We start from the raw sequence: 22544 nt of genomic DNA on the forward strand, positions 1-22544 counted from the left end.
TAGTACTCTTTGTTTTGTAAGTATACAAAGAGGCACTTATGTATTTTATTACATCATCAGTGCTTATAAATGACTAAGTTAAATAGGTATATCTTACCTATCCGACATATTTCAAATTAGAAAAGCTAAAGCTTGATTCAACTTTTTACAAAATTTGCATACACAGAACAATGAACTACCTAGACATCACTCTGGAGTTACATATAAGCAATTAATAAAACTTTATCAATAATGTACCTAGTAGTTGAGATTTGTTTTTATCTTTCCACACATTAAAACCAAGTAAATTAGATGTTGAAAGTGGCTTATTCTTTAAAAGAATATTTTTTGCTTGCACTGTGCCGTAAGCAATAAAAACATTTGGCTCACCTTTCATGTGTAAAGGGTTGTTAGGCGAAAAATAAATTTCTTCCGTTTTATATTTTTCATGTAACAAATACATAACGGTATTCTTAATAGATTTAATAATGTCGGAAAATATATAATCTAACATTTCAATAAATAATACAGTTCCTCTTTCTCCAGCCCGTTGAGTGGAGTCTAATCGCATGCCTTTCACCACCTCTTTAGAGTAAGCCTCAAGCAATGATTTATTCTCCACCAATACACCGCTAATACACTTCCCAAGCCCTTCATTGATATAATGTCTACTATCATTATTTCCTTTTATCGCCTCTAATACCTTGAATATCAACTTAGTATTTTTAAAAGTTAGAAAACGAATTAAATCAGCTCCGCCTATCCTCCCGTAAAACTTATAATCAATCTTCTGACCAAAAGTTACTTGCTGTTCATCTGTAAGCGTAAAGCCCTCATTTAATAGTTCTGTTCTTTTTATTTTTAAGCTTTTAAAAATAGCTGCTAATTCTCCATGCAAATATACAAGGATATTACTGTTATATAGCAAAGTCTTTAGGTGAATAGTTGCAGCATATTCTGCCTTTTCTTCATCTAACTTAAAGTTCCACTTTAATTTCGAGCTCATATAAATTGCTTTATAAGATCTTATTACTCTGCTCCCTCCCCAAGCGGAGTTTAGCACTTCACCATTTAATTTTTGAATACCAGCCAGAATCCGGCTTTCTGTTATGCTTAAAAATTGTGCCAGTTCTTTCACTGTAATGATTCGTGTATGGTAATTTGTATGCTCTAAATATTTCATCATCAAAATAAGAGCACGCTGTAAATTACTTAACGTTTTATCCCGCCTAACACCTAAGATATCTTTTATAAAAAACGATTCTGCTCCTGAAAAAATACAACCCAAGAAGCTATGAGTTAGAGTTTCATTTTTTATAAATTCCTTCCTTATGCCACCTTGAGATTGAGTATAAATAGTATTGATATTAAGTAGTGATTTTCCTTCTAATTTTTTTAAAGCTGCTTTACATGAGTAACGATCAATACCGAATGAATTGGCAATACTTTTTATTGACGAATGATTTAAGAAAAACTTTTCATTTTCACTAAAAAAATAAGCTGATGCCAAAAACTGTTTATACCCAAGATTCTTTGTAATATCCATTATAGAACCTAATAGAAAACCAAACTCAATACTATAAACGAATCTAAAACATAGTCTATAGCGGAGTCTTGAACATAGTCTAAAACATAGTCTAGAATCACATATAGCAATGTAATCTTGTTCAATGCTAGATTCAAATATTGACATACATCTAGCAACTAAAAACAACATGCGCTATATTTATTTATTTAAACAAGTGTACTCTATGATGAAATTAACAAAGTGCTCTGAGGGCGCTGGTTGCTCTTGGTGTAAAGACGAAACAAAAGGTAAAGCAACGTGGTTTTATAATTATTTAATAAAGAAAAAAGGGACTCCCGATTACGGTACAAAAAAACCTCATGAGCAAGATGTTAAATGCATCCATACAGTTTTCTCATCGCCTAGCCCCTCTATAGTACTAAAAAAAAGAGACGCAGCTGCGGCCTGGAGACTATACAAATCTAGGAATAAAAACACATCTAAGAAGCAAGCTAATTACATGCTTTCAAAAAAAACGATTGATGCTCTAAGACTTTCTGCAGAAAAAGAAGATCGCCCTTTAAACTTAGAGCTAGAAATTATAATAAACACCTACCTAGAAATGAAAAATAGAAATCTAATTAATTTTGAAATACTTAAGGAAATTGAAGATAAATTAAAATAAATTAGATACTTTTATTTATATACTCACTCCACCACCTCATTATTGGTTTTCGTTGCTCTAAATAGTCCGAGCGGTTATATGCCGCTCTTGTTTCATTTTCATCTGCATGGGCTAAGCATGCTTCAACTAAAAGGCTATCGTAACCTTTTTCATGAAGTGCTGTAGAAGCAACAGAGCGCAAGCCATGGGCCACCAGCTTATCTTTGTAGCCTAAGCTACGTTTAATGGCTGCATTGACCGTATAGGTGCTTGCATGGTTATTTTCATTACGCCCACTCGGGAATACATACTCATGATGACCGCTTAAAGGCTTCATTTGCTCAAGTATTGCTAAGGTAGCAGGCGTTAAAGGCACTCTATGAGCCCTTCTGCGTTTCATTTCTTCAGCAGGGATCACCCAAACCTCTTCTTCGATATTAATATCGGCCCACTTAGTGCCAGCGGCTTCCTTTGAGCGAGTCATAGTGTGCAATTGCCACAAGATTAAAAGCTTGGTTTTGTCCTGAATGGTTTGAGATTTATTCAAAGCCGTTAAAAAATCAGGTAGCTCTTCAGGCCTTATTGTAGCCATGTGCTCAACCGTGTTTTTAGTAAATACTTTTATAATTTTTGCTAGTGGATTGGCATTAATAAAACCATGGTTTACTGAGTAATCCATGATCTGGTTTAAGCTTTGGCAAATACGTTTAATTGTGGAGTGTTTACCGTCAGACTCTAGTGGCCTGAGTATTTCAATTGTGCCTATCGCTGTAATGCTTTCTAACGGTATATCTTTCATCTTAGGGAATATATACATTTCAAGCGTTCGCCATTCCCTAGCTGCGTGATGAGCGGTCACAGTAGGCTGTTTTCGTTCAAACCAAAGTTCTGCGGCAGCTAAAAATGTATTGGCTGCTTTTCGGCTTTCTGCTTTCTTTTTAGCTAACTCATGTTCTTTTGGGTTAATACCTTGCGCTAGTAGCTCCCGATACTCAATTGCTTTAGTGCGGGCGTTAGCAAGTGATAGAGATGGATATATCCCAAGAGGCATTCTGTTGAACTTTGCAGTTATTGGATTTTTAAACTTAAACTGCCAAGACTTAGTTCCCGTGGGTAAAACTCGTAATTGAAGTCCGCCACCATCAGAAAGCGTTTGCTCTTTGTCGGAGCTAGTAATTGATTTTATTTTCTTATCCGTTAAACGAACTACAGGCCTTGCCATAATAAGCTCCACAATACTAATTATGACTAGTATATATAGAACGCAGCCTCATGGGTACTAAGGTGGGTATTAAAAATAGTGGGAGTAACAAGATGAGGCTGGACTACTACGGAACAAAAACAAACTAAACCATTGTTTTCATAGGAGGATACATACAACTCAGGATTATTTCGGAAGCTAATACAAGCGCCCAGGGAACCACTGTATTCCTGCTCTACTCATTTGATTTATAAACCTTTTATTTCAACCCATAACACCATGCTTTACCTAATTAAGTGCTATGCGGGGTACTGGGTGAATAATTTGGATTTATCACCTCAACTAATAGTCGCTAGTTTACTACATAAGCGAGGTATAGTGCTTCTAAAAATAAAATACTAATCAACCGTAATACAATTGAGTGATTAAATTTGGCTCAAATGCCAAAGAGGATATTAAAGCCGCTATAAGCCAATTACTTCGATATACTTTATATCTGGGCACTGAAGATTGTAGTGAAATATGGATTGTTGGTAGTAATTCACCGTTCACTGATGATTTAACATGGCCTAGCAGCAACGCAAAGTAACCAGTTCTCCGAAGGGTAACTTAAGTGAGTTAATCTGCTATTCAAAGTCCAACCAAAAGCACGGAAAAAAAGGGAAGCATCAAGCTTCCCTTTAGATTAGTTTTAAGCTGTTTGTGCTTTTAAATTCAACCAGTCTTCTTGTTTTAGCTTGTTCCAAGCAGCAAGGATATGGGCGGGCTTCATTTTTGACTTTCTAGCATTCCAGCTATGTACTATATTAATAAGCTCTTTATCAGTAATATTATTGCCTTCTAGCTCATTCGTTACAACCCAGTGCACAGTTGAAAGTAGCTCCATACCGTTTTGCGACTCAAAGCCCTCTATTAGCCTAGCGACTTTATCAAATCGTTGTTTTGTCTCTGGGCATTCTTGCAAATAATTCAGTGCTTCGATAGCAGCATCATCTTTAAGCTCTATAGGCGTATCAGGTTTATTTATACCGCCTGCATAACCGGTAATAAAGTGACCTTTTAGTTTTATTAGGCATAGCCTCTGTGCACTGCTCATTCATTTTGTTGCATTTTGATTAACTAATCCAAGCTCTATACGTTTAGCTTTCAGTACTTGAAGGCAGCCCTGCAGCTACATCCCTAAAAGCAACTAATGCTGCTTCTAAGTGATCTATTATCTCTTGTTGTAAGACGTCTGGTGGAGGCAAATTATCAAGGTTATCTAAACTATCATCTTTAAGCCAAAATACGTCAAGACTCGCTTTATCACGGTTAATTAGCTCGTCATAACTGTAATATTTAAATCGTTCAGTTTCTTCGCGAACATGGCGGTTTTCTGGGTTATAACAAGTAATGAAATCTTTTAAATCATTCAGTGTCATAGGACGCTGTTTTAGCGTGAAGTGTTTATTGGTTCTTAAATCATAAAACCAAATACCTTTGGTATGAATCTTTTCATCATGGGCAGCATTGTCAAAAAACACAACATTAGCTTTAACACCATTAGCGTAGAAAATACCTGTTGGTAGCCTTAAAATAGTATGCACATCACAATTGTTTAACCACTTGCGGCGAATACGCTCTCCTGCACCACCTTCAAATAAAACGTTGTCAGGTAAAACTACCGCTGCTTTACCCGTATCCTTCAAGCTAGAAACAATATGCTGTAAAAAGTTTAACTGTTTATTGGTTGTGGTCGCCCAAAAATCTTGTCGCACATAGGTTAACGCATCTTTATCTTCGCCACCTTCAGCATTAGTAATAGTCATGCTACTTTTCTTGCCAAATGGTGGATTAGCTAACACGTAATCTACTTTATCCTCGTCTTTTACCTGTGTAAGTAAAGCATCAGCGCGTTCAACGTCAGGCTCACCATCTATGCTGCCGATGTTGTGTAAGAATAAGTTCATTAAACACATGCGACGAGTAGAGGGTACGATTTCATTACCACTGAAAGTTTTATCACGTAAAAATTGAACTTGGTCTTTATTCAATTTTGATTTTGCTATGGTGTTTTCATCATGCTTTGATGGATTCCAATGGCTCATGCCTTTTTCTATCCATTGTTCATCACCGAATGTGATCCAATCACTTGCGGTTAAGAAAAAGCCACCTGTACCGCATGCAGGATCTGCAATGGTTTTTTTCGGCTCTGGTTGAACACAAGCCAGCATTGCATCTATTAATGCACGAGGCGTAAAGTATTGGCCAGCACCACTTTTAGTATCTTCAGCATTCTTTTGCAATAAGCCTTCGTATAAGTCACCTTTTGCATCTGAATCTAAGCTGATCCAATTCTCATCATTAATCATCTTAACAATACGAGCTAGCTTTGCAGGATCGGGAATTTTATTTTCTGATTTATAAAAAATAGCGCCAATCATGCCGTCTTCATTGGCCAGATTTTTTAAAACTTTACGGTATTGCTCTTCTAGCTTTTCACCCGTTAAGCCTTGTAAAGTTTCCCAATTAAATTCAACGGGCACTTTAGTATCGCGTGAGTGAGGCGGCAACGCATACTCATGTGCCATTTTTAAAAATAACAGGTAGGTTAACTGTTCTAAATAATCACCGTAGCCAACACCATCATCTCGTAATGTATGACAATAATTCCAAACTTTTTGTACTAATGCGGGTGCATTCATTTTTTACTATCCAAGCCTGATTGACTGCATTCAGGATCACTGCTGTCTAAAAGAGCGGGATTATACCGACTTTTGGCAGAATTAATCGCATCTTGTAAGCGTTGATGCAATATTTCCCGTTTCGGTAACACTGCTAAGTATTCAGCTACGTGAATACCCGCGTCATCCATTTCCAGTAATTCGATTTGCTCTTGGTTTTTTTGCGCACACAAAATAATACCAAGCGGTGCTTGCTCACCCACTTGGCGTTCATATTTATCTAGCCAGCGTAAGTACAACTCCATTTGGCCTTTATAGTGGGGTTTAAATTTCCCTAGCTTTAAATCAATAGCCACTAAACGCTTGAGTTGACGGTTATAAAACAATAAATCGATATAAAAATCATCACCATCAAGCTGAATACGTTTTTGCCGAGCAATAAACGAAAAACCAGCACCTAGCTCAAGCAAAAACTGTTCAAGCTCGCGCAAAATGGCATCTTCTAAATCTTTTTCGAGGTAATGGTCATTCAGTCCTAAAAAATCTAACACGTATGGGTCTTTAAGTACCAGCGCCTCAGAAACAGGTTGTTGCGTAGCTAATTTTTTTAACTCCATTTTTATTAGCTCTTCAGGCTTTTTAGACAAGGCCGTACGTTCAAATAACATACTATTAATACGATCATCTAAGGTACGTGCGCTCCAACCTTCTACCGCACACATTTGCGCGTAAAATTCACGCTGTAAAGGGTCTTTTAAATGAATTATTTGTTTAAAATGCGTCCAGCTCAATTTTGCACGCAGTGCGTGCACAATCTGTTGCTCAGGGAATATTTCGTAAAATTGCACCATATATTGCAAATTACGCTTGCCCCAGCCTTTGCCTAGCTCATTGGTAAGTTGGGCCGATAAGTTAGCAATAACCTGCTTACCGTACTCAGCGCGCTCACCCTTTAACACCGCTTGGTGAATACGTTGGCCAATTTGCCAATATAACATGGTTAATGATGCATTAACCGCAACCGCAGCTTGTTGTTTAGCTTGAGTGATTAAGATTTGGATATCTGAAAACAGTTCAGGCTCAACAGTGAGTTTTGACATCAAGCGGCCTCAATATCTTGAATTTCTTGTTGCCCAAGAACAGCTATTCTTATCAAGCTTATCACCCTAGAGTTATTTTCATCATATTTTCGCAACAAGAAGCTGAAGACTAAAGGTTCAAGAAAGCCCGCAAGGCCAGTACTTGGGTTATCTGCTTTATCTTCTTGATAATAAGCTAGCTCTTGTCTAACCTGATCCGGATTGAGATTATTTCCTAAATACCCACGCAGTCTATTTTTACGACATTTTTCTGAAAAGCCCCATAACCATTTGTCAAAGTACTCATTTAATATATCTCGCTTATAGCGAGTACGGATATCGAACACTGAATCCCAAGTTTCAGCTTCTTCAGCATTAGTAAGAAAATCAATATTCCAATCAAACTTAATAGGTGAGCTATCTTCGACAATCATTGTTGGGTTTAAAGTAATTTCAGGTGGGGTACTGTTGTAAGGATCGAAAGCTCTTCTTAAGCCACCATCAATGACGTCTTTATTTTTTTTGTAATCACGATTACAACAACGACACATAGGAACTAAGTTTCTTAAATTAGCAGCGCAAAATGGGTAAATACTCTTTGCGAGATAATGATCTTGGTCTTGCGCGGTTTCTTCAGGGTTCATTACTCTTTCTATTCCACAAAACGGACAGATTTTATCTGCTAAATTCGAAAATATAATGCTGTATTGACCAGCTCTGACATTCAAATCAGTCAGTTTTTCAAAGCAAAATACAAATAAGTCTTTTGCTTTGTCATGAATCAAAGGGTAAGTTTGGCTTATTACTTGAGGTTGCTGAGTTCTATTCAGTAAATTTACAATTTCATTCTGATTTGCCAGCGTAGCTAAAACAACCTCACGATCAGGTTGGGCAAGGTTGGCGTATTCATCTTTAAATGCAAACAGACGACTTTTCACTCCAATTAATCCAACTAACGTATTAGCTCTTTGCATTGTTGTCCGTGCAGAAACTAAGTTAAGCCAAGTACGTTGCGTGTTTGTTATATTTTCGCCAGCATTTAATTTATCGTGGACATCCTGAATTATTCCTACAATAGCATCGTGTAACCAATTATCCACAGTAGCAGCAATAGGGTAACTTCTTAACATATTATTGGCTCTCCTTTGCTTTTAACATTCTTATTCTATCTGCAAGGTACATCCGCTCTACAGAATCACCCAACCGAGAAATTCCCTGCTTGATCTCATCAACATCATTCGATTTCAGCAACTGCTCAATTTCGACTTTCGGCAGGTCAGACATAGGAGGTGAAATACTAAAACATTCTTCAAGAATGGTATCAAAAGTACTCCCATACGTTTGAATATTCGGGTTTCTGGATTCTATTTTTCCGGTTGTAGGATCTTTTTTAAATATTAAAACATTGTCGCTTTGCATATCTGAGGGAACAAACGGGGAATGTGTTGTGATGAGACATTCTTGTTGTGACGCTAAGGTCACTGTTGAACGTTTACCTTCATTTTTACATTTTTCTTTACTTGTTGTCGGAAGATTCATAATTTTTGAGATGAACTCCACACGCCACTTTGGATTAAAGTGACTTTCAGGCTCATCCATCAAAAATAACGCATTAGGGTAGTCAACCATACAAAGTGTACCTAATAGCTGGGCTAGTTGATGTTCGCCATCAGACAACGATACATAATCAACTGGAGTATTAGATTTATCGGACAAGAACTTAATTTTTTCAAACCTAAATACTTTATCACTATCAACCGGTTCAACTAACCTAGAAGAAAAACCTTTTTCATAAGGATCTTGTTTAAAAACTCCATTACCTTTAATCATCAAATCATTGAGCATAGACAATTTGTGAAAATCAGAGTAAAGCTTTAAAGCGTCTTTGCCCCAAAAGTGGTTAAACGCTAAATAGGTGCCATCTTGAACAAGGAAATCAAAAGTATAAGTCCTTGTCTTGGCCTCATAGTTCGAGCAAGTACAACATTTTGATAGGTTAGCAATTGACTCCTCTAGTTCGTTAGTTAATAAAATTCCATTTTTTCCTGGTGAACCAGGATGGTTTAATTGAACAATACATCGGAATGAATGCAGCTCGTTTAATTTTGGCTCAGCTAACAAATACTTTCGCGCTTCATTATCATTTTGCAACAAATTAGCAATTAATACTTCTAGGCTAGTTCCATAATCAATAAGCATCAGCTTGGAATCTTTGATGATTTTGTTTTTATCGCCATTAGGCATCGCACTTGTAGCTACTTCTTTTGCATACCTACTTCGGCTAGCATAGAAGGGTCTGCTTAAAGTCTCATTGTCACCTGACGTATAACCCACAACTAAAGTAGGTAAATATTTTTCAATTAGTTCAGGCTCTAAGGTTTGCCATTCGCCATCACTAAAAAGTTTCAGAGATAAAGTTATTTTGTTACGTACTTTTTCTGTTATTAGCAATAACCTAGAGTGCTCAGCATCACTAGAAGAAATATAATACTCCAGTTCAAACTCTAAACCTTTGTTTACTTTTGTTTTTTCTTCTTGCGGTAAGAATGTTGAGAATGCTAACTGAAATATTTCCGCAATAATTTGTAAAACTTGTGATTTACCGGTGCCATTTGGTCCAATTAAGCATAAAGGTGAAAAAATATCGGTTTCAACTAGACCATTACGAAAATTGATTATCACGCCATTCAATAAACCGCCACAGGTATCAGCATCAATGATATTTAATCGGATAAGTTTCATTTTTCTTCCTTGATAAACATTATGGTATTCAATTTCTGATCAAATACTTGTTTAAATAATGATTTCTTTGCACTTAACATCTCAAATATACAGTCTTTTAACTGATCATAGTCACCTTGAAATGCTGTTTGTAATTCTTCAAACGTAAAGCTGTTGCCTTTGTAATTACCCACCCACTTGGCAAGTTCTTCGACTGTTATTTTTTTCATGGCTGATTTTGTCTTAATTTGTTTAGTTTTGGGCCTTTTTGCCAAGGCTTCACGCTCTTGTTTGATTTTTTTGAGCAATATTGAAGCGGGTTCATCATTAGAATCCTGCGGTACAAGCTGGCCAGAAAAAGCCGACTTTAATATGTTTTTACGCTGAGCTTCAGATTGTTTTAAACCAAGTGCTGTTGCTGTTTTTTGAAGCTCAACATTTTCTAATTCAGTATTCAGACACTTAACAATAGCTAATTGCTCTATAACTGGTGGTAAAGGAATAGCTTCCTTAGATAAAATTTCTAAGTTTATGTTTTTTTGTGCTGTCGCAGGCGCTTCATCATCAAGCTTATGCTTTAGGACTCTAAATACATATTCAACATACTCGATTGGCATACCTTCAACAATTGTCGAAAACCCAACAATGCTGTCAGGAAAGCAAGCATCAATGTCTAAAATAGCTGTTTCACCTATATTCGCAGCAATAGTTATACACATTGTACCTTTTGGCCAGAGTTTACTCTGCTTGAGCCCTTCTTCACTATATGCTTTCTCGGTATGCCTTACGTATTGGTCTGCACTTCGAATCTCACCTGTTTGAACAAATGGATAAGCACCACCATACAAATGCTCTGCATTCCTAGGTCTATGCTTTGACTTTCCTCGATCGAGCCAACCGATTTGAGATAAGCTAGCCCACACCCAGCCTTCAGGCAATTTGGGGAAGTCGGTGGAATCGGGTTTTACAGGCTCGGGGTATTTATTTTGAAAGTTTTTAGGGGGCGTTTTGCCTTTTTCGGCAAACTCGGCAAGTTTTTGTTGCTGCCACTGTTCGCGGCGCTGCTTTAAAATGCGTGCTAACAGTTGCTCGCCTGTTTCTTGCACTCGGTCGCTATTTTCGGCGCGCCATTGCTGGGTCAGCGAACCTTCAACTGCACTTTTTAATAGCGATTGGCGGTATTGGCTAAGTTTGGTTTGTGCAGCTTTGAGCTCTTCTATCCCGTTGTCAAACTCGGACAATAGCTCTTCGAGCTTTTCTACCAATCTATCCTGTTCTTTTCTTGTTGGTAGGGGTAATGGGATGCTTTGAATCGTTTTTGATGAAAGATGCTTTACGGTCACAGCAGATGTATTTTGATTTATTGCATCTAAATAACCAGGCAATAAGTATGCTAAAAACTTTTGATTATAAAAATTTTTATTTGCAGTCAATTTGCAAACTCGTTGATTTAACAGTGCAATGCCGCTTCGCCAAAATCCGGAGTGGAAATCACCATCCATACCTACTAGCAAATCGCCATTATTAACAATGTAGTCTTTAGAGTAAACACCTTCATACGTTGTATCGGTTTTACCTGAAACGATATCTCTAATCCTAATAAGAGGTAAGCCTTTCCCAGTGTTAAAACCACTTGATGAAAATGCATAGCCATTGACTACTTCCACTACATCTTGAAGTGTTACTCTTTCCCACGATTCATGTTTATTAAGTAATCCAGATGTATCTTCTGTGACTAATTCATTTATATCTTTAGAAAATGCCATATTATGCAATTAATTCCTGATTCATTTCAGCCAATAGACTATAGAATTCATTATCTTGGCCGTTGCAGATTGAGTCGCTAACGGCAAATAAGCCCCAGGCTTTCTGTAAACCGCTTTGGTTGGAAAAGGGCCTGTAGCCAAAGTCATCTAGCTCAATCGCACAAATGGCGGCAATATGATCTTTTATCAAACGTAGCATTGGATTTGCGGCTCCATAAATACAGTGGAATGCGGGTGCTGGCATGATGAAGTAAAATCCTTTTTCCTATCTAGGCTTTTATATTTTCACGCTTGAAACGCCATTAGCCTCCAACTTTAAAGCTTGGCAGTTTAACATCTCCAGCCTATCGAGAAGCTGTTATTTCATTAAGCTTTAAGTACTCAACAAGCTCTTGGCTCGTTAGTATTTAGCCACTTATTGCTTTATTTCTCACGGTGAATAAAAGTAGAGTATGAGAAAGTTACGGAACATTCAACTTAATGCTGCAAAACACACATAATATCGCTTTTAGTAAGTGCGACATAAGCACAGGCTACTAACTTAGTACCTAACGAAACTTGATTTGGGAATGTGCCTTTAGTCATAAACTCATAAATTGTTTAGCAGCTCAAAGATATATCACACCTCTCCTCTGTTAATAAATATCCCAAAGAAAAGGGCTGATAACGCCAACCCATAATATGTCTGCTGGTGTCTTATATTTATCACTAAGCTTTCAAGTGCTCTATACGTATTGCTTGGCTATTTATGTAGTGCTACTCTCCTCGGACTAAAACCGGATAAGTTAAACTGTACTATGCAAACAGCTTTAATAAATAAAGATATAGCAAAAAAAATTAGAAGCATACGAGAAGGCTTAGGGTTAGGACGTACTGAATTTGCGAACTTACTTGGTATGGCTTCTACGGGTGAGCGTACAGTTAGAGGGTGGGAAACTGGTGAACATAAACCAACAGCAAAAAAGCTAGTAGATATACTCAACCTAGAATCGCAGTTAAAGTCTCATTTAGATAATGCACCATTTAAGCAGAAAGCCTTATCTGAGTCTGAATTTACATTTATAGATTTATTTGCAGGGATTGGAGGGATCAGATTGCCTTTCCAAAAGCTCGGTGGACACTGTGTATTTACCTCTGAGTGGGATAAGTTTGCCCAAAAAACATATCTAACTAATTATGGTGAAATGCCAAATGGCGATATCACCAAAGTAGCTGCCTCAGACATCCCTGATCATGACATACTTTTAGGTGGCTTCCCGTGCCAAGCTTTTTCTCAAGCAGGGCTAAAACAAGGTTTTAGCGATACGCGTGGAACCATGTTTTTTGAAATTCAAAGAATCCTCACAGAAAAAAAACCTAAAGTTTTTGTACTTGAGAATGTAAAACAGCTACAAGGTCATGACAAAGGCCGTACCTTAAATACCATTTTAGATATTTTAAGAGGTAACTTTGATTTAGAAATTCCGGATGATGTGCCTTTAAGTGAAGAGACAAGACATGCGCTATCAGAGAAGTTAAATTATTGGGTTGATTATAAAGTACTTAGGGCAGGTGATTTTGGCGTTCCTCAAAACAGAGAGCGTGTATTCATAGTCGGGTTTAATAAAAACCACTTTAAAGACTGTAATTTTGATGAACTGTTTAATTGGCCAATCGCACCTAAAACACCAACAAAAGTGGGTGACATTTTAGAAGATTTCAGAAAAATAACCTCTAGTGATGATAAATTCACGATATCTGAAAAAATATGGGTGGGCCATCAACGCAGAAGAAAAAATCACGAAGCAAGAGGTAACGGCTTTGGCTATTCGATATTTAACGCGCAAAGCCAATATACAAACACAATAAGTGCCCGTTACTACAAAGATGGCTCTGAAATTTTAATTGATCAATCAGAACTTGGTAAACGCCCTCGAAAGCTAACACCTCGAGAATGTGCCAGATTACAAGGATTCCCAGAAGAATACATTATTGACGCCGTATCTCAGGGCCAAATTTATAAACAGTTTGGTAATTCTGTATGTATGAAAGTTGTTGATGCGCTAGCAAAACAAGTAGTTAAAGCGCTACTTAAAGGTAGAGACCAAGTTTAGCTATATGAGCACGCTTCATGTCAATGTTCGCCCGTTAAGTTGACTTACGATAGGCTCACTATTAATGCGTAAATTTACTTTTTTAACCCAATAAAACGCTGGATTGTTATCTTGAGGTGGTTTGGGTATTAATGCGCTATACTGGCGCAAATTTTTTTAGATTAGTTGTTATGGCTCTTAAATCCACCATTATGAAAGTGCAATTATCGCTTAGCGATATGGACCGCCACGTTTACCAAGACTTTAGTTTAACCTTGGCTCAACACCCTTCAGAAACCGATCAACGATTGATGATTCGTCTACTCGCTTTTGCACTCAATAGCTGTGATGGTTTAGAATTTACCAAAGGGTTAAGTGCAGATGATGAGCCTGAACTTTGGCATGTAAATTACAGCGAAGAAATAGAGTTGTGGGTTGAGTTGGGTTTACCTGATGAAAAACGCCTTAAAAAAGCCTGTAATAAATCTAAAAAAGTGGTGCTTTATACTTATGGTGAAAACAATCAGGCAATTTGGTGGCAAAAACATCAACCTAAGTTGTACGAATTTAAAAACCTAAGTATTTTTAGCCTTGATTACGCAACGACACAAGCACTTGCTGCTTTGGTTGATCGCAGTATTAAGCTTGCAATTACCATTCAAGATGGCGAAGTGTGGGTAAACACAGATAATACTAATATTGAAATAAAACCACAGCAGTTAATGTAACTAATCACTTTTTTGAGGGCGTATGAAGATTAAACACGTTATTGTTTTACATGGCTTATATATGTCAGGCTTTGTTATGCGCCCACTGTGCTCTCGTTTAGAAGAATCTGGTGTTAAAGTATTAAACCTTACTTACAATACGCTTGATCCAAACCGCGATGCTATTTTTGCTCAAATTGATGAATTTATTGCAGGTGAACCTTCTGCACTCGTATGTCACTCAATGGGCGGATTAGTCGCTCGCGCATACCTAGAAGCTAATTCAGTTGCAAGCCAACACATTACAAAAGTAGTTACTTTAGGCACGCCTCATCAAGGCAGCCATATTGCACAAAAAATGAAGCAAAAAGGGTTTGAGTCTTTTTTAAAAAATAGCGTTGAATTTTTGCTTACACAAAATGGTAATTGGCCGTTTAAAGCGAAGCTTTTTAGTATTGCAGGTGACTTACCCATTGGTTTAATGCCTCTTATAGTTAAAGGCAGTAAATCAGATGGCACTGTATTACTTGATGAAACTAAGCTCAAAGGTATGGCTGAACATAAAGTGTTCCATTTAAGCCATACCAGTATGATTTACTCACGCGAAGTGGTCGACTATATTTTAAAATGCTTAAGCGAGAATTAATCTTCTGCGGCTTCTGCAATTTTATAACTTATTAAAAATATAATACCCAATATCAGGGGTATTGGCGCTGCGATGTAACCAAAAAAAGCTGAATTGGCAATACTAGCTCCTGCTAAATGAGCAACTAACCCCAATACAAATGCCACCAACGCTATACCAACCACAATCAACTCTGCTTTATTTTGCTTAACTGTTTTTGCGTGCATGTTATCTCTCCTAATAATTGCTACAGAATTAGTATGCGCCATTAAAACGAGTGCTTTTTGACCTAAATCAAACAATAAAATACCTTTGTGCAATGTCCATACAAAACTTGTTTCAGATCATAATTAACACAGCCCAAATGTTTATTTTCTTGTAAGGGGTGGTATTTTAATTAATCCGACCCATTTCTATTAGGTAAGGGTGAATATAAGCATTACTGGTTACTGATAGTTTAAAACTATAAAGTTGATTAACATAAACGATTTTACTAATTTAAGCTGGTACGCAATACTTATCACAAGTTCACAAACAAACGGTTATTAAAGGAGTCAGTTATGTCACAGGTAAACGCAATTGGTCTAAACAGCGCAAAAAGTGATGATATTGTAAAGTCACTCAATACGTTATTAAGCAGCTACCAAATTCAGTACATGAATGCGCGCGGTTTTCATTGGAACATTAAAGGCCGTAACTTTTTTGAACTACACATTAAGTTTGAAGAAATTTATAACCTTTTACTTTTAAAAGTAGACGAAGTAGCTGAGCGCATCTTAACGCTAGATGGCGAGCCTCTTCACGCATTTTCTGATTACTTAGAAGTAAGCAAAATTAAAGAAGCAAAAGGTATTAGCGATGGAGTTACTGCTGTAGAAAACTTACTAGCCGGTTACAGCACGCTAATTAAAATGCAGCGCGAAATATTGAACCAAGCAAGTGACGCTGAAGACGAAGGGACTGCTTCGTTAATGAGCGATTATATCTCAGAGCAAGAAAAACTCGTTTGGATGCTTAAAGCATATTTAGATTAAGTCAAAAAAATAAAAGCCCTCATTGAGGGCTTAATTAGGGATAAATCGTGAACAATCAAGCGATTCGGTTACTATATTAACCTCACCCCAAAGCGAAACAACGCCCCTGTTACCAGTGGCGTTGTTTTTGGTTTAAGTGGACAATAAAGCAGTGTATTGCAAAAAGCCTCAGTGATTACTGAGGCTTTGCACATATCAATAACAATATTAAAAGCTAATATCGTTATTACTGATTAGAACTTACTTCTAAAACCAATGTATACAGTTTGACCAATTGGGTCATATGTACCAGCGTCGGTTTCAGTGCCTGTATCTGAACCACTTATACCAGAAACAATACGTGGTGGCTCTTTATCAAATAAGTTATTAGCTCCTACATATAACTCCATTGAATCACTAATATGATAGCTTGCTTGCACATCATGATACGTGACAGAACCAACACCAACTGAGCCAGCTGGAATCCTCAAACCACTTAAAAATTGATCATCAAAATCAGCACTTCCTGTAAATGTCATGCTCCAGTTAAAGTCAAAATCATTAATTTTATAACCTAAGTTCCAGTTTGCTTTATGCTCAGACGCACCAACTTCACCAGCAAATACATCTTTATCTGCACCAGGTAACGGAATACTGTAACCATCAATTAGATAAGTGTATGCAAGGCGAGTTTTGAATGCACCTGGGCCTATATTTGTGGCGTACGTTAGTGTTAAATCGACACCTTCAGTACCCAAACCACCGCTGTTTGATACACCGCTATCAATAAACTCTAGCGAACCTGCGCTATTATTACCCGATGGAGCGCCACGGCGTGTAATAAAGTTACAGAAACTATCATCACCTCCACCATAGCATTGCTCAAGAATAAACTGGCGAGGTGTTGAAACTATTGCATCATCAATTTCTATATCAAAGTAGTCAAGCGTGATATCTAAACCCGATATTAAGTTTTCAGGTGTAAAAACCACACCCACTGTCACTGAGTTACCTACTTCTTCTTTAAGATCTGTATTACCACGGTTAAAGCCACTGATACCTTGTAAATCAGATTGGTTAAGCGTAAATGCACCATTGGTAGCAATATTACTGGCAACACCCACATCTGCACGACATGAATCGCCTGATGTACCACCCCCACTACTTGTAATTCCTAAGCAAGGATCGTTTAAGCCACTTGGAAATGTTTGTGACGGTGGAGAAAACAATTCATCAATATTAGGCGCACGAGTTGAGCGCGCTCGAGTCGCGCGTAAACGTAAACTATCTGTCACTTCCCAATCTAAACCTACATTCCAACTTTCTGTATTACCTACTGTAGAATAATCTGACAAGCGAACTGCTGCATTCATAGTCACTGAGTCGAGTATTGGAATATTTGTTTCAATATAATACTCAGTTACATCAAATGAGCCTTCTGTTGCCGGAATTGCATTACCCGCATTAAGGCCTGCTTGTTGTAATGCATCAAACTCACTACGAGAAAATTCTTCACGATATTCAAAACCAGCTGCGATACCCACAGTTCCTGCAGGTAACTCAAATAAATCACCCGAGATATTACCACCAATAATTTCTTGCTCTACAGAAGTAGAAAGAGAGCTTGGTGCACTTACAAAATCAATTGCACTTTGCGATAGTGAATTAAAACCAAAAATATTAACTGGTGCACAGTTAAAGCCTCGAGCCGTTGCGTCAATACAGATTGCTTCGTTAGTTATACCATCGCCATCAAGGTCAAAACGATCGTTAACAGCTTCTAAACCTCGTCGAAAGCTTTGTACATTAACTAAACCACCAGATACTTGTGACTCTTTTGTTTTGCCATACACGTAGTAAGTATCGTAAAACCAGTTGTCGTTTATTTCACCTTGAAAACCTAATGCAATACGGAATGTATCACGCTCTGCACGTGCCCCACGGTTACCAATATCGCTTAAACGCTTTGCAAAGAAAATATCTCGGCTACCGTCGCCATCTGTATCTGTTGCTGCATTATAAATATCGTCAGGTACAAACGCACTGCGTAGTAGCTCTCCATTTACTTCAAATTCAATAGGAACACGCCCATTAGCGTAAATATCATCAGATGCAAATGGGAATGGCTCTAGCTCTGAACGAGTTGTGCTCGACGCATACGTACCTTCATAAAAAAAGCTGTGTTTATCATTAAGTTCATAACTGCCGTTGGATGCAAATAAATAACGCTCGGTTGGAATTGCAATTGTACGAACCCCACTTCGGTTAAAGCCATTTGCAGCAACGCCATCGCCACCATTGGTGCTAAACGAATTTTGTAGATTGTTATTTTGATCGAATGTAAAGCGAGTGTCTCCTGCATCAAATCGACCTTGAGGTGGAAATGACGAGAAAAAAGGACGTACAGTATCAAAAATAGCATTTGGATTTGCAGCAGGATCATCTTCAAAAAATATTTGCGAGAATTGATCCACAGCAGAACGGTCACGATCACGAGAGTAAACAGCACCCTGATCAGAATAACCTAAGTGAAACATTGCATGACCCTTGCCATCACTACTGGTTAAACCCGACGTGAAAGAGAATTGTCGAGATTGGTCATCGCCTTCTTTGGACTCACCAAATTGACCTTCAAATTCAATACCTTCAAAGTCATCTTTTAAAACAAAGTTAACCACACCTGCTACTGCATCAGAGCCATAAACTGATGATGCGCCGCCAGTCATAATTTCAACTCGTTCGATAAATTGGCTAGGAATGGTATTTAAATCTACTGCTGAGCTACCTGGTAAACCCGATACATAACGGCGACCATTAACAAGTACTAATGTTCTTTCTGAGCCTAAATTACGTAAATCAACGGTAGCCACACCAGCACTTGCTGTGTTGAAGTTAGAATTAGTCCGGCTAATAGCTGGTGAACCGAACGCTGGGTTATCTAATAATAGGTTTTGAATATTAAGAGAGCCTGATGCATCGATTGCTGCACTATCTACAACCTGAATTGGCGCAGAAGACATAGCCTCGGCTGAACGAATACGAGAACCAGTAACTTGTACACGTTCTATTTTGGTAATTTCATCATCTTCTGCAGCCACACCTTGAAATGAAAATCCTGCAAGTATTGCACTGCTTAGCGCAATAGTTAACGATGATTTTTTAAATAATCGCGTGCGAACCTTGTTAGTTAATGTCATGTAATTCCCCTGAATTGTTATTTTTGTAACTAAATAGTTACTTCACGGGCCACATTAAAAGGATTAATATCAAGTCTCTATATGTTTGCTTTAACAGGCGTTTATATTGGTGTGAACTGCAAGATTGATGGGTTAAATGCATATATCACAATAATTTTATAAAAATATTGTATTTTTTTAACACTTTTCTCTCTAAACACGGTCTTAATTATTATCTACACAATGGGGTATAAAATAATGGACGCTTCTTTTCATGCTCAAACACTGGTTAGTAATGCCACGTTTGCAACATTTTTAACAAAACAAATGCAAGATCACCGTCATTTTAAGTCTCAATCTCTTGCTGCAGATAAGCGATTAGATCAAATAGATACGACGAAATATAACGTGCTTTTTTACGAGTTAACAAGCCTCTCTGATCCAACCCAAATTGTACACTTAGCCGAATTAGCAAAAAAAATGAAGCTAATCATTATTGGGCAATCAGGCCAGTTTGCTAGTTTTGCATTTGAAGTAGGCGCTGTAGACTTTTTAACTGTAGATTCAACAGCTCCCAGAATAGAAAAATGTTTTGATAAAATTGTTCACCTTTGCCCAATTGCAAGTGCCATTGAGCGCCAATACCAACAAAGCATCCAACATGAGAAGCCGTCTTCGTCGCATATTGTAGTTAAAGATGTCGGTAAGGTAAGGTTGATTGATATAAAAGATATTATTTGGATCAATGGCGCAGGTAATTATGTGGAATTACATTTCACTCAAGGTAGCACGCCAATTTTACATCGCGAAACGATGAAAAATATCGAACAACAACTAGAACCCGAAGGATTTATACGTATTCATCGCTCTACTTTAGTTAGAAAACAAGCCATTTGCGAACTTATGCCAACAGACAGCGGTGACTATAAAGTGAGGCTAAAAAACGATATGTGTTTAAATTTATCAAGGCGCTATAAAGGATGTTTAGAAAGTATAATAAGCCCACTTCAATAGTAGGCTCATTAATATTAGCTGTTATGTACTTACGGTTTATTGACAAGCATTATAAAAAAGGCCATTTCGAGGGCTTTTTCTTCTAAGCTTTTAAAACGACCTGATGCGCCACCATGACCAGCATCCATATCGGTTTTAAACACTAAAATATTGTTGTCTGTTTTAAGTTCACGCATTTTGGCAACCCATTTCATAGGCTCCCAATATTGTACTTGTGAATCGTGCAGTCCGGTAGTTACCAGCATATTCGGGTAGTTTTGCGCACTAATATTGTCGTATGGTGAGTAGGCTTCTATCACGTCATAAAAACAAGGATCGTTTGGGTTTCCCCACTCGTCATATTCATTAGTGGTAAGTGGAATGCTTTCATCAAGCATGGTAGTGAGTACATCTAAAAATGGAACATGACAACCTACACCACAATATAACTCTGGTGCTTGATTGACTACGGCTCCCATAAGTAAACCACCTGCACTTCCGCCTGAAGCAAACACTTTGCTGCTATCACAATAACCTTGAGCAACGAGTGCTTTCGTTACATCGATAAAGTCATTAAAGCTATTTTGTTTATGCTCTTTTTTACCGTGTTCATACCACTCTCGCCCGAGCATTTCAGATCCACGAACATGTGCAATAACATAAACAAAGCCACGGTCGAGTAAACTTAATGATGTACTAGAAAAGCTCGGATCAATAGTATAGCCATACGCTCCATATCCATATTGAAACAACGGGTTAGTACCATCTTTATTAAAGTACTCCTTACGATACACAATCGACGCGGGCACTTTTGTCCCATCACGGGCAGTAATTGTTAATCGTTCAGATTGGTAATCATCAGCATTAAAATCACCGACTACCTTTTGCTGTTTTAGTAATGTTTTAAAACCCGTTTTTAAATCAACATCATATAACGAACCAGGCGTGGTAAGACTTGAATAATAAATACGTGCGGTTTGCACATTAGGCTCTGGGTTCATTGCAACAGCGGCGTAATAACAAGGATCAGCAAAATCTAACACCATGCGGTTGTTGTGTTGATCAACCACTACGAACCGCGCTTGTCCTTGTTCGCGTTCACTCAACACTAAATAGTCATTAAATAGCTCAACACCTTCGAGCAGTACATCATCTCTATGAGCAGTATGCTCTAACCATTGTGTTTTATCGGCAATGGTTTGGCTTGTTGCCGTCATTAATCTAAAGTTTTTAGCCTGCCAGTTAGTCACAATATAGAATGTGTCATCTAGTTTATCTACATCAAACTCGTGCCCTTCCTCGCGTGGCATTAATGCTTTAAATTCGCCATTTGGTTTATTGGCATCAAGCACCCAAGTATCATTTGTTTCGGTGGTAGCCAAGTCAATAATAATAAGACTTTCGTCACGACTTTTACCAAGTCCCATAAAAAAGCGGCTATCTTGCTCTTCATACACCAAAACATCTTGGCTTTGATCGCTGCCCAGTTGATGCCTAAATACTTGGTAGCCTAGTAATGTTTGGAGATCTTTTTTTACATAAAAAACAGTTTTATTATCGTTAGCCCAAACAATTTGCCCTTCGGTATTTTCAAGTACATCAGTTAGCATTTCACCTGTTTCAAGGTTTTTAAAGCGCACCACATAAATACGACGGCCTTCAGTATCTTCTGAATATGCCATAAGTTGCTCACATGAACTCAGTGCAACTTCGCCTAATTCAAAAAATTCATACCCTGCGGCTATTTTGTTTACGTCTAATAAAAGCTGTTTATCGTCTGCGCTCATACTGGTGCTACGATAATGGCGAGAATATTCATCATCTCCGCGCACTTCTGAGTGGTACCAATATTTGCCATCTTTAACTGGAACCGTATTATCATCTTTAACAATACGTGCTTTTAACTCTTCAAATAGCGTATTTTGTAATGGCTTCATGGGTGCTAACTGCTCATCACAATAAGTATTTTCAGCCTTTAAATGTTCAAGTACTGCTTTGCTTTGACGCTCATCATCGCGCATCCAATAATAATTGTCAGTGCGTGATTTATTATGAGTATTGAGTTTGTGAGCTTGTTTTTTAGCAATAGGGGCGCTGGGTAATAAATTTAAAGGTAAGTTAGGACGAGACACAAATAAGGCCAATTAAAAAATAACAATATTCGCAGTTTATCATAAAAATAAAAAAGCCTACCCACTGGGCCAACTTAAAAATAACTATGTTAAGTATAAATATTAAGCTTAGCTAGGGCCTGTTTATCTTTCGAGGTTAAATTTGCAGCAGACTGTTTGGTATTTAGGCAATGCAGAGCCTATGTAGTGTGGTTGTTCCCCCTAAATAGGCAATAACGCAGCATAGATGCCAAACATGCGCGGCCC

Annotated in this window: 19 protein-coding genes; 6 read left to right on the forward strand and 13 right to left on the reverse strand. The window is 37.7% G+C overall.

Annotated features, from left to right (window positions below; genetic code table 11):
• Positions 1-211: 211 nt before the first annotated feature.
• Entirely contained in the window at positions 212-1525 is a 1314-nt protein-coding gene (locus tag CWB66_RS13610; RefSeq protein ID WP_138585799.1) for a hypothetical protein, read from the reverse strand.
• Positions 1526-1730: 205 nt separating this feature from the next.
• Here CWB66_RS13610 and CWB66_RS13615 point away from each other — a divergent pair, with 205 nt between their 5' ends.
• Positions 1731-2171, forward strand: coding sequence for a hypothetical protein (locus CWB66_RS13615; protein WP_138585800.1), 441 nt, complete (start codon positions 1731-1733; stop codon positions 2169-2171).
• A 1-nt stretch (position 2172) separates the two neighbouring features.
• Here the strand turns inward: CWB66_RS13615 and CWB66_RS13620 are convergent, their stop codons facing one another.
• From CWB66_RS13620 to CWB66_RS23065, 9 genes are all read right to left on the reverse strand, one after another.
• Positions 2173-3372 carry a tyrosine-type recombinase/integrase gene (locus tag CWB66_RS13620; protein ID WP_138585801.1) on the reverse strand — a complete coding sequence of 400 codons (1200 nt, stop codon included), beginning with the start codon at positions 3370-3372 and terminating at the stop codon, positions 2173-2175.
• 670 nt (positions 3373-4042) lie between these two features.
• Positions 4043-4447 carry a hypothetical protein gene (locus CWB66_RS13625; RefSeq protein WP_138585802.1) on the reverse strand — a complete coding sequence of 135 codons (405 nt, stop codon included), beginning with the start codon at positions 4445-4447 and terminating at the stop codon, positions 4043-4045.
• 43 nt (positions 4448-4490) lie between these two features.
• Positions 4491-6035, reverse strand: coding sequence for a class I SAM-dependent DNA methyltransferase (locus CWB66_RS13630; RefSeq protein ID WP_138585803.1), 1545 nt, complete (start codon positions 6033-6035; stop codon positions 4491-4493).
• Positions 6032-7114 (reverse strand): PDDEXK nuclease domain-containing protein, encoded by a 1083-nt coding sequence (locus CWB66_RS13635; RefSeq protein WP_138585804.1) that lies wholly within the window; start codon positions 7112-7114, stop codon positions 6032-6034. Before CWB66_RS13635 ends, CWB66_RS13630 begins: the two co-directional genes overlap by 4 nt.
• Positions 7114-8223, reverse strand: a complete 1110-nt coding sequence (locus CWB66_RS13640) for a hypothetical protein (protein ID WP_138585805.1) — start codon at positions 8221-8223, stop codon at positions 7114-7116. Before CWB66_RS13640 ends, CWB66_RS13635 begins: the two co-directional genes overlap by 1 nt.
• Position 8224: 1 nt before the next feature.
• A complete protein-coding gene (locus CWB66_RS13645) occupies positions 8225-9835 on the reverse strand; it encodes a restriction system-associated AAA family ATPase (protein ID WP_138585806.1) in 1611 nt (536 codons plus the stop codon).
• Positions 9832-11580, reverse strand: a complete 1749-nt coding sequence (locus tag CWB66_RS13650) for a restriction endonuclease subunit S (RefSeq protein ID WP_138585807.1) — start codon at positions 11578-11580, stop codon at positions 9832-9834. Before CWB66_RS13650 ends, CWB66_RS13645 begins: the two co-directional genes overlap by 4 nt.
• Position 11581: 1 nt before the next feature.
• Positions 11582-11824, reverse strand: coding sequence for a type I restriction-modification enzyme R subunit C-terminal domain-containing protein (locus tag CWB66_RS13655; RefSeq protein ID WP_212747822.1), 243 nt, complete (start codon positions 11822-11824; stop codon positions 11582-11584).
• 233 nt (positions 11825-12057) lie between these two features.
• A complete protein-coding gene (locus CWB66_RS23065) occupies positions 12058-12177 on the reverse strand; it encodes an AlpA family phage regulatory protein (protein WP_354384678.1) in 120 nt (39 codons plus the stop codon).
• 200 nt (positions 12178-12377) lie between these two features.
• Here CWB66_RS23065 and CWB66_RS13665 point away from each other — a divergent pair, with 200 nt between their 5' ends.
• The 3 genes from CWB66_RS13665 (at position 12378) to CWB66_RS13675 (ending at position 15005) form a co-directional block, all read left to right on the forward strand.
• On the forward strand, positions 12378-13673 hold the full coding sequence (locus CWB66_RS13665) for a DNA cytosine methyltransferase (protein ID WP_138585809.1): 1296 nt from the start codon (positions 12378-12380) through the stop codon (positions 13671-13673).
• Positions 13674-13843: 170 nt separating this feature from the next.
• Positions 13844-14380, forward strand: a complete 537-nt coding sequence (locus CWB66_RS13670) for a YaeQ family protein (protein ID WP_138585810.1) — start codon at positions 13844-13846, stop codon at positions 14378-14380.
• 22 nt (positions 14381-14402) lie between these two features.
• Entirely contained in the window at positions 14403-15005 is a 603-nt protein-coding gene (locus tag CWB66_RS13675; protein ID WP_077536442.1) for a PGAP1-like alpha/beta domain-containing protein, read from the forward strand.
• Here the strand turns inward: CWB66_RS13675 and CWB66_RS13680 are convergent.
• Positions 15002-15211: a hypothetical protein gene (locus tag CWB66_RS13680; RefSeq protein ID WP_138585813.1), complete on the reverse strand. Its 210-nt coding sequence runs from the start codon at positions 15209-15211 to the stop codon at positions 15002-15004. The genes CWB66_RS13675 and CWB66_RS13680 overlap by 4 nt on opposite strands.
• 333 nt (positions 15212-15544) lie before the next feature.
• Between CWB66_RS13680 and CWB66_RS13685 the strand changes: the two genes are divergently transcribed.
• Positions 15545-16018: a Dps family protein gene (locus CWB66_RS13685; RefSeq protein WP_077536443.1), complete on the forward strand. Its 474-nt coding sequence runs from the start codon at positions 15545-15547 to the stop codon at positions 16016-16018.
• A 233-nt stretch (positions 16019-16251) separates the two neighbouring features.
• Here CWB66_RS13685 and CWB66_RS13690 read toward each other — a convergent pair whose 3' ends face one another.
• Positions 16252-19194, reverse strand: coding sequence for a TonB-dependent receptor domain-containing protein (locus tag CWB66_RS13690; protein ID WP_138585811.1), 2943 nt, complete (start codon positions 19192-19194; stop codon positions 16252-16254).
• A 237-nt stretch (positions 19195-19431) separates the two neighbouring features.
• Here CWB66_RS13690 and CWB66_RS13695 point away from each other — a divergent pair, with 237 nt between their 5' ends.
• Positions 19432-20187, forward strand: coding sequence for a LytR/AlgR family response regulator transcription factor (locus tag CWB66_RS13695; RefSeq protein ID WP_077536445.1), 756 nt, complete (start codon positions 19432-19434; stop codon positions 20185-20187).
• 29 nt (positions 20188-20216) lie between these two features.
• Here CWB66_RS13695 and CWB66_RS13700 read toward each other — a convergent pair whose 3' ends face one another.
• Entirely contained in the window at positions 20217-22298 is a 2082-nt protein-coding gene (locus CWB66_RS13700) for a S9 family peptidase (protein WP_138585812.1), read from the reverse strand.
• Positions 22299-22544: the final 246 nt, after the last annotated feature.

The organism is Pseudoalteromonas sp. S558, from assembly GCF_005886635.1.
Taxonomy (GTDB): Bacteria; Pseudomonadota; Gammaproteobacteria; order Enterobacterales; family Alteromonadaceae; genus Pseudoalteromonas; species Pseudoalteromonas aliena.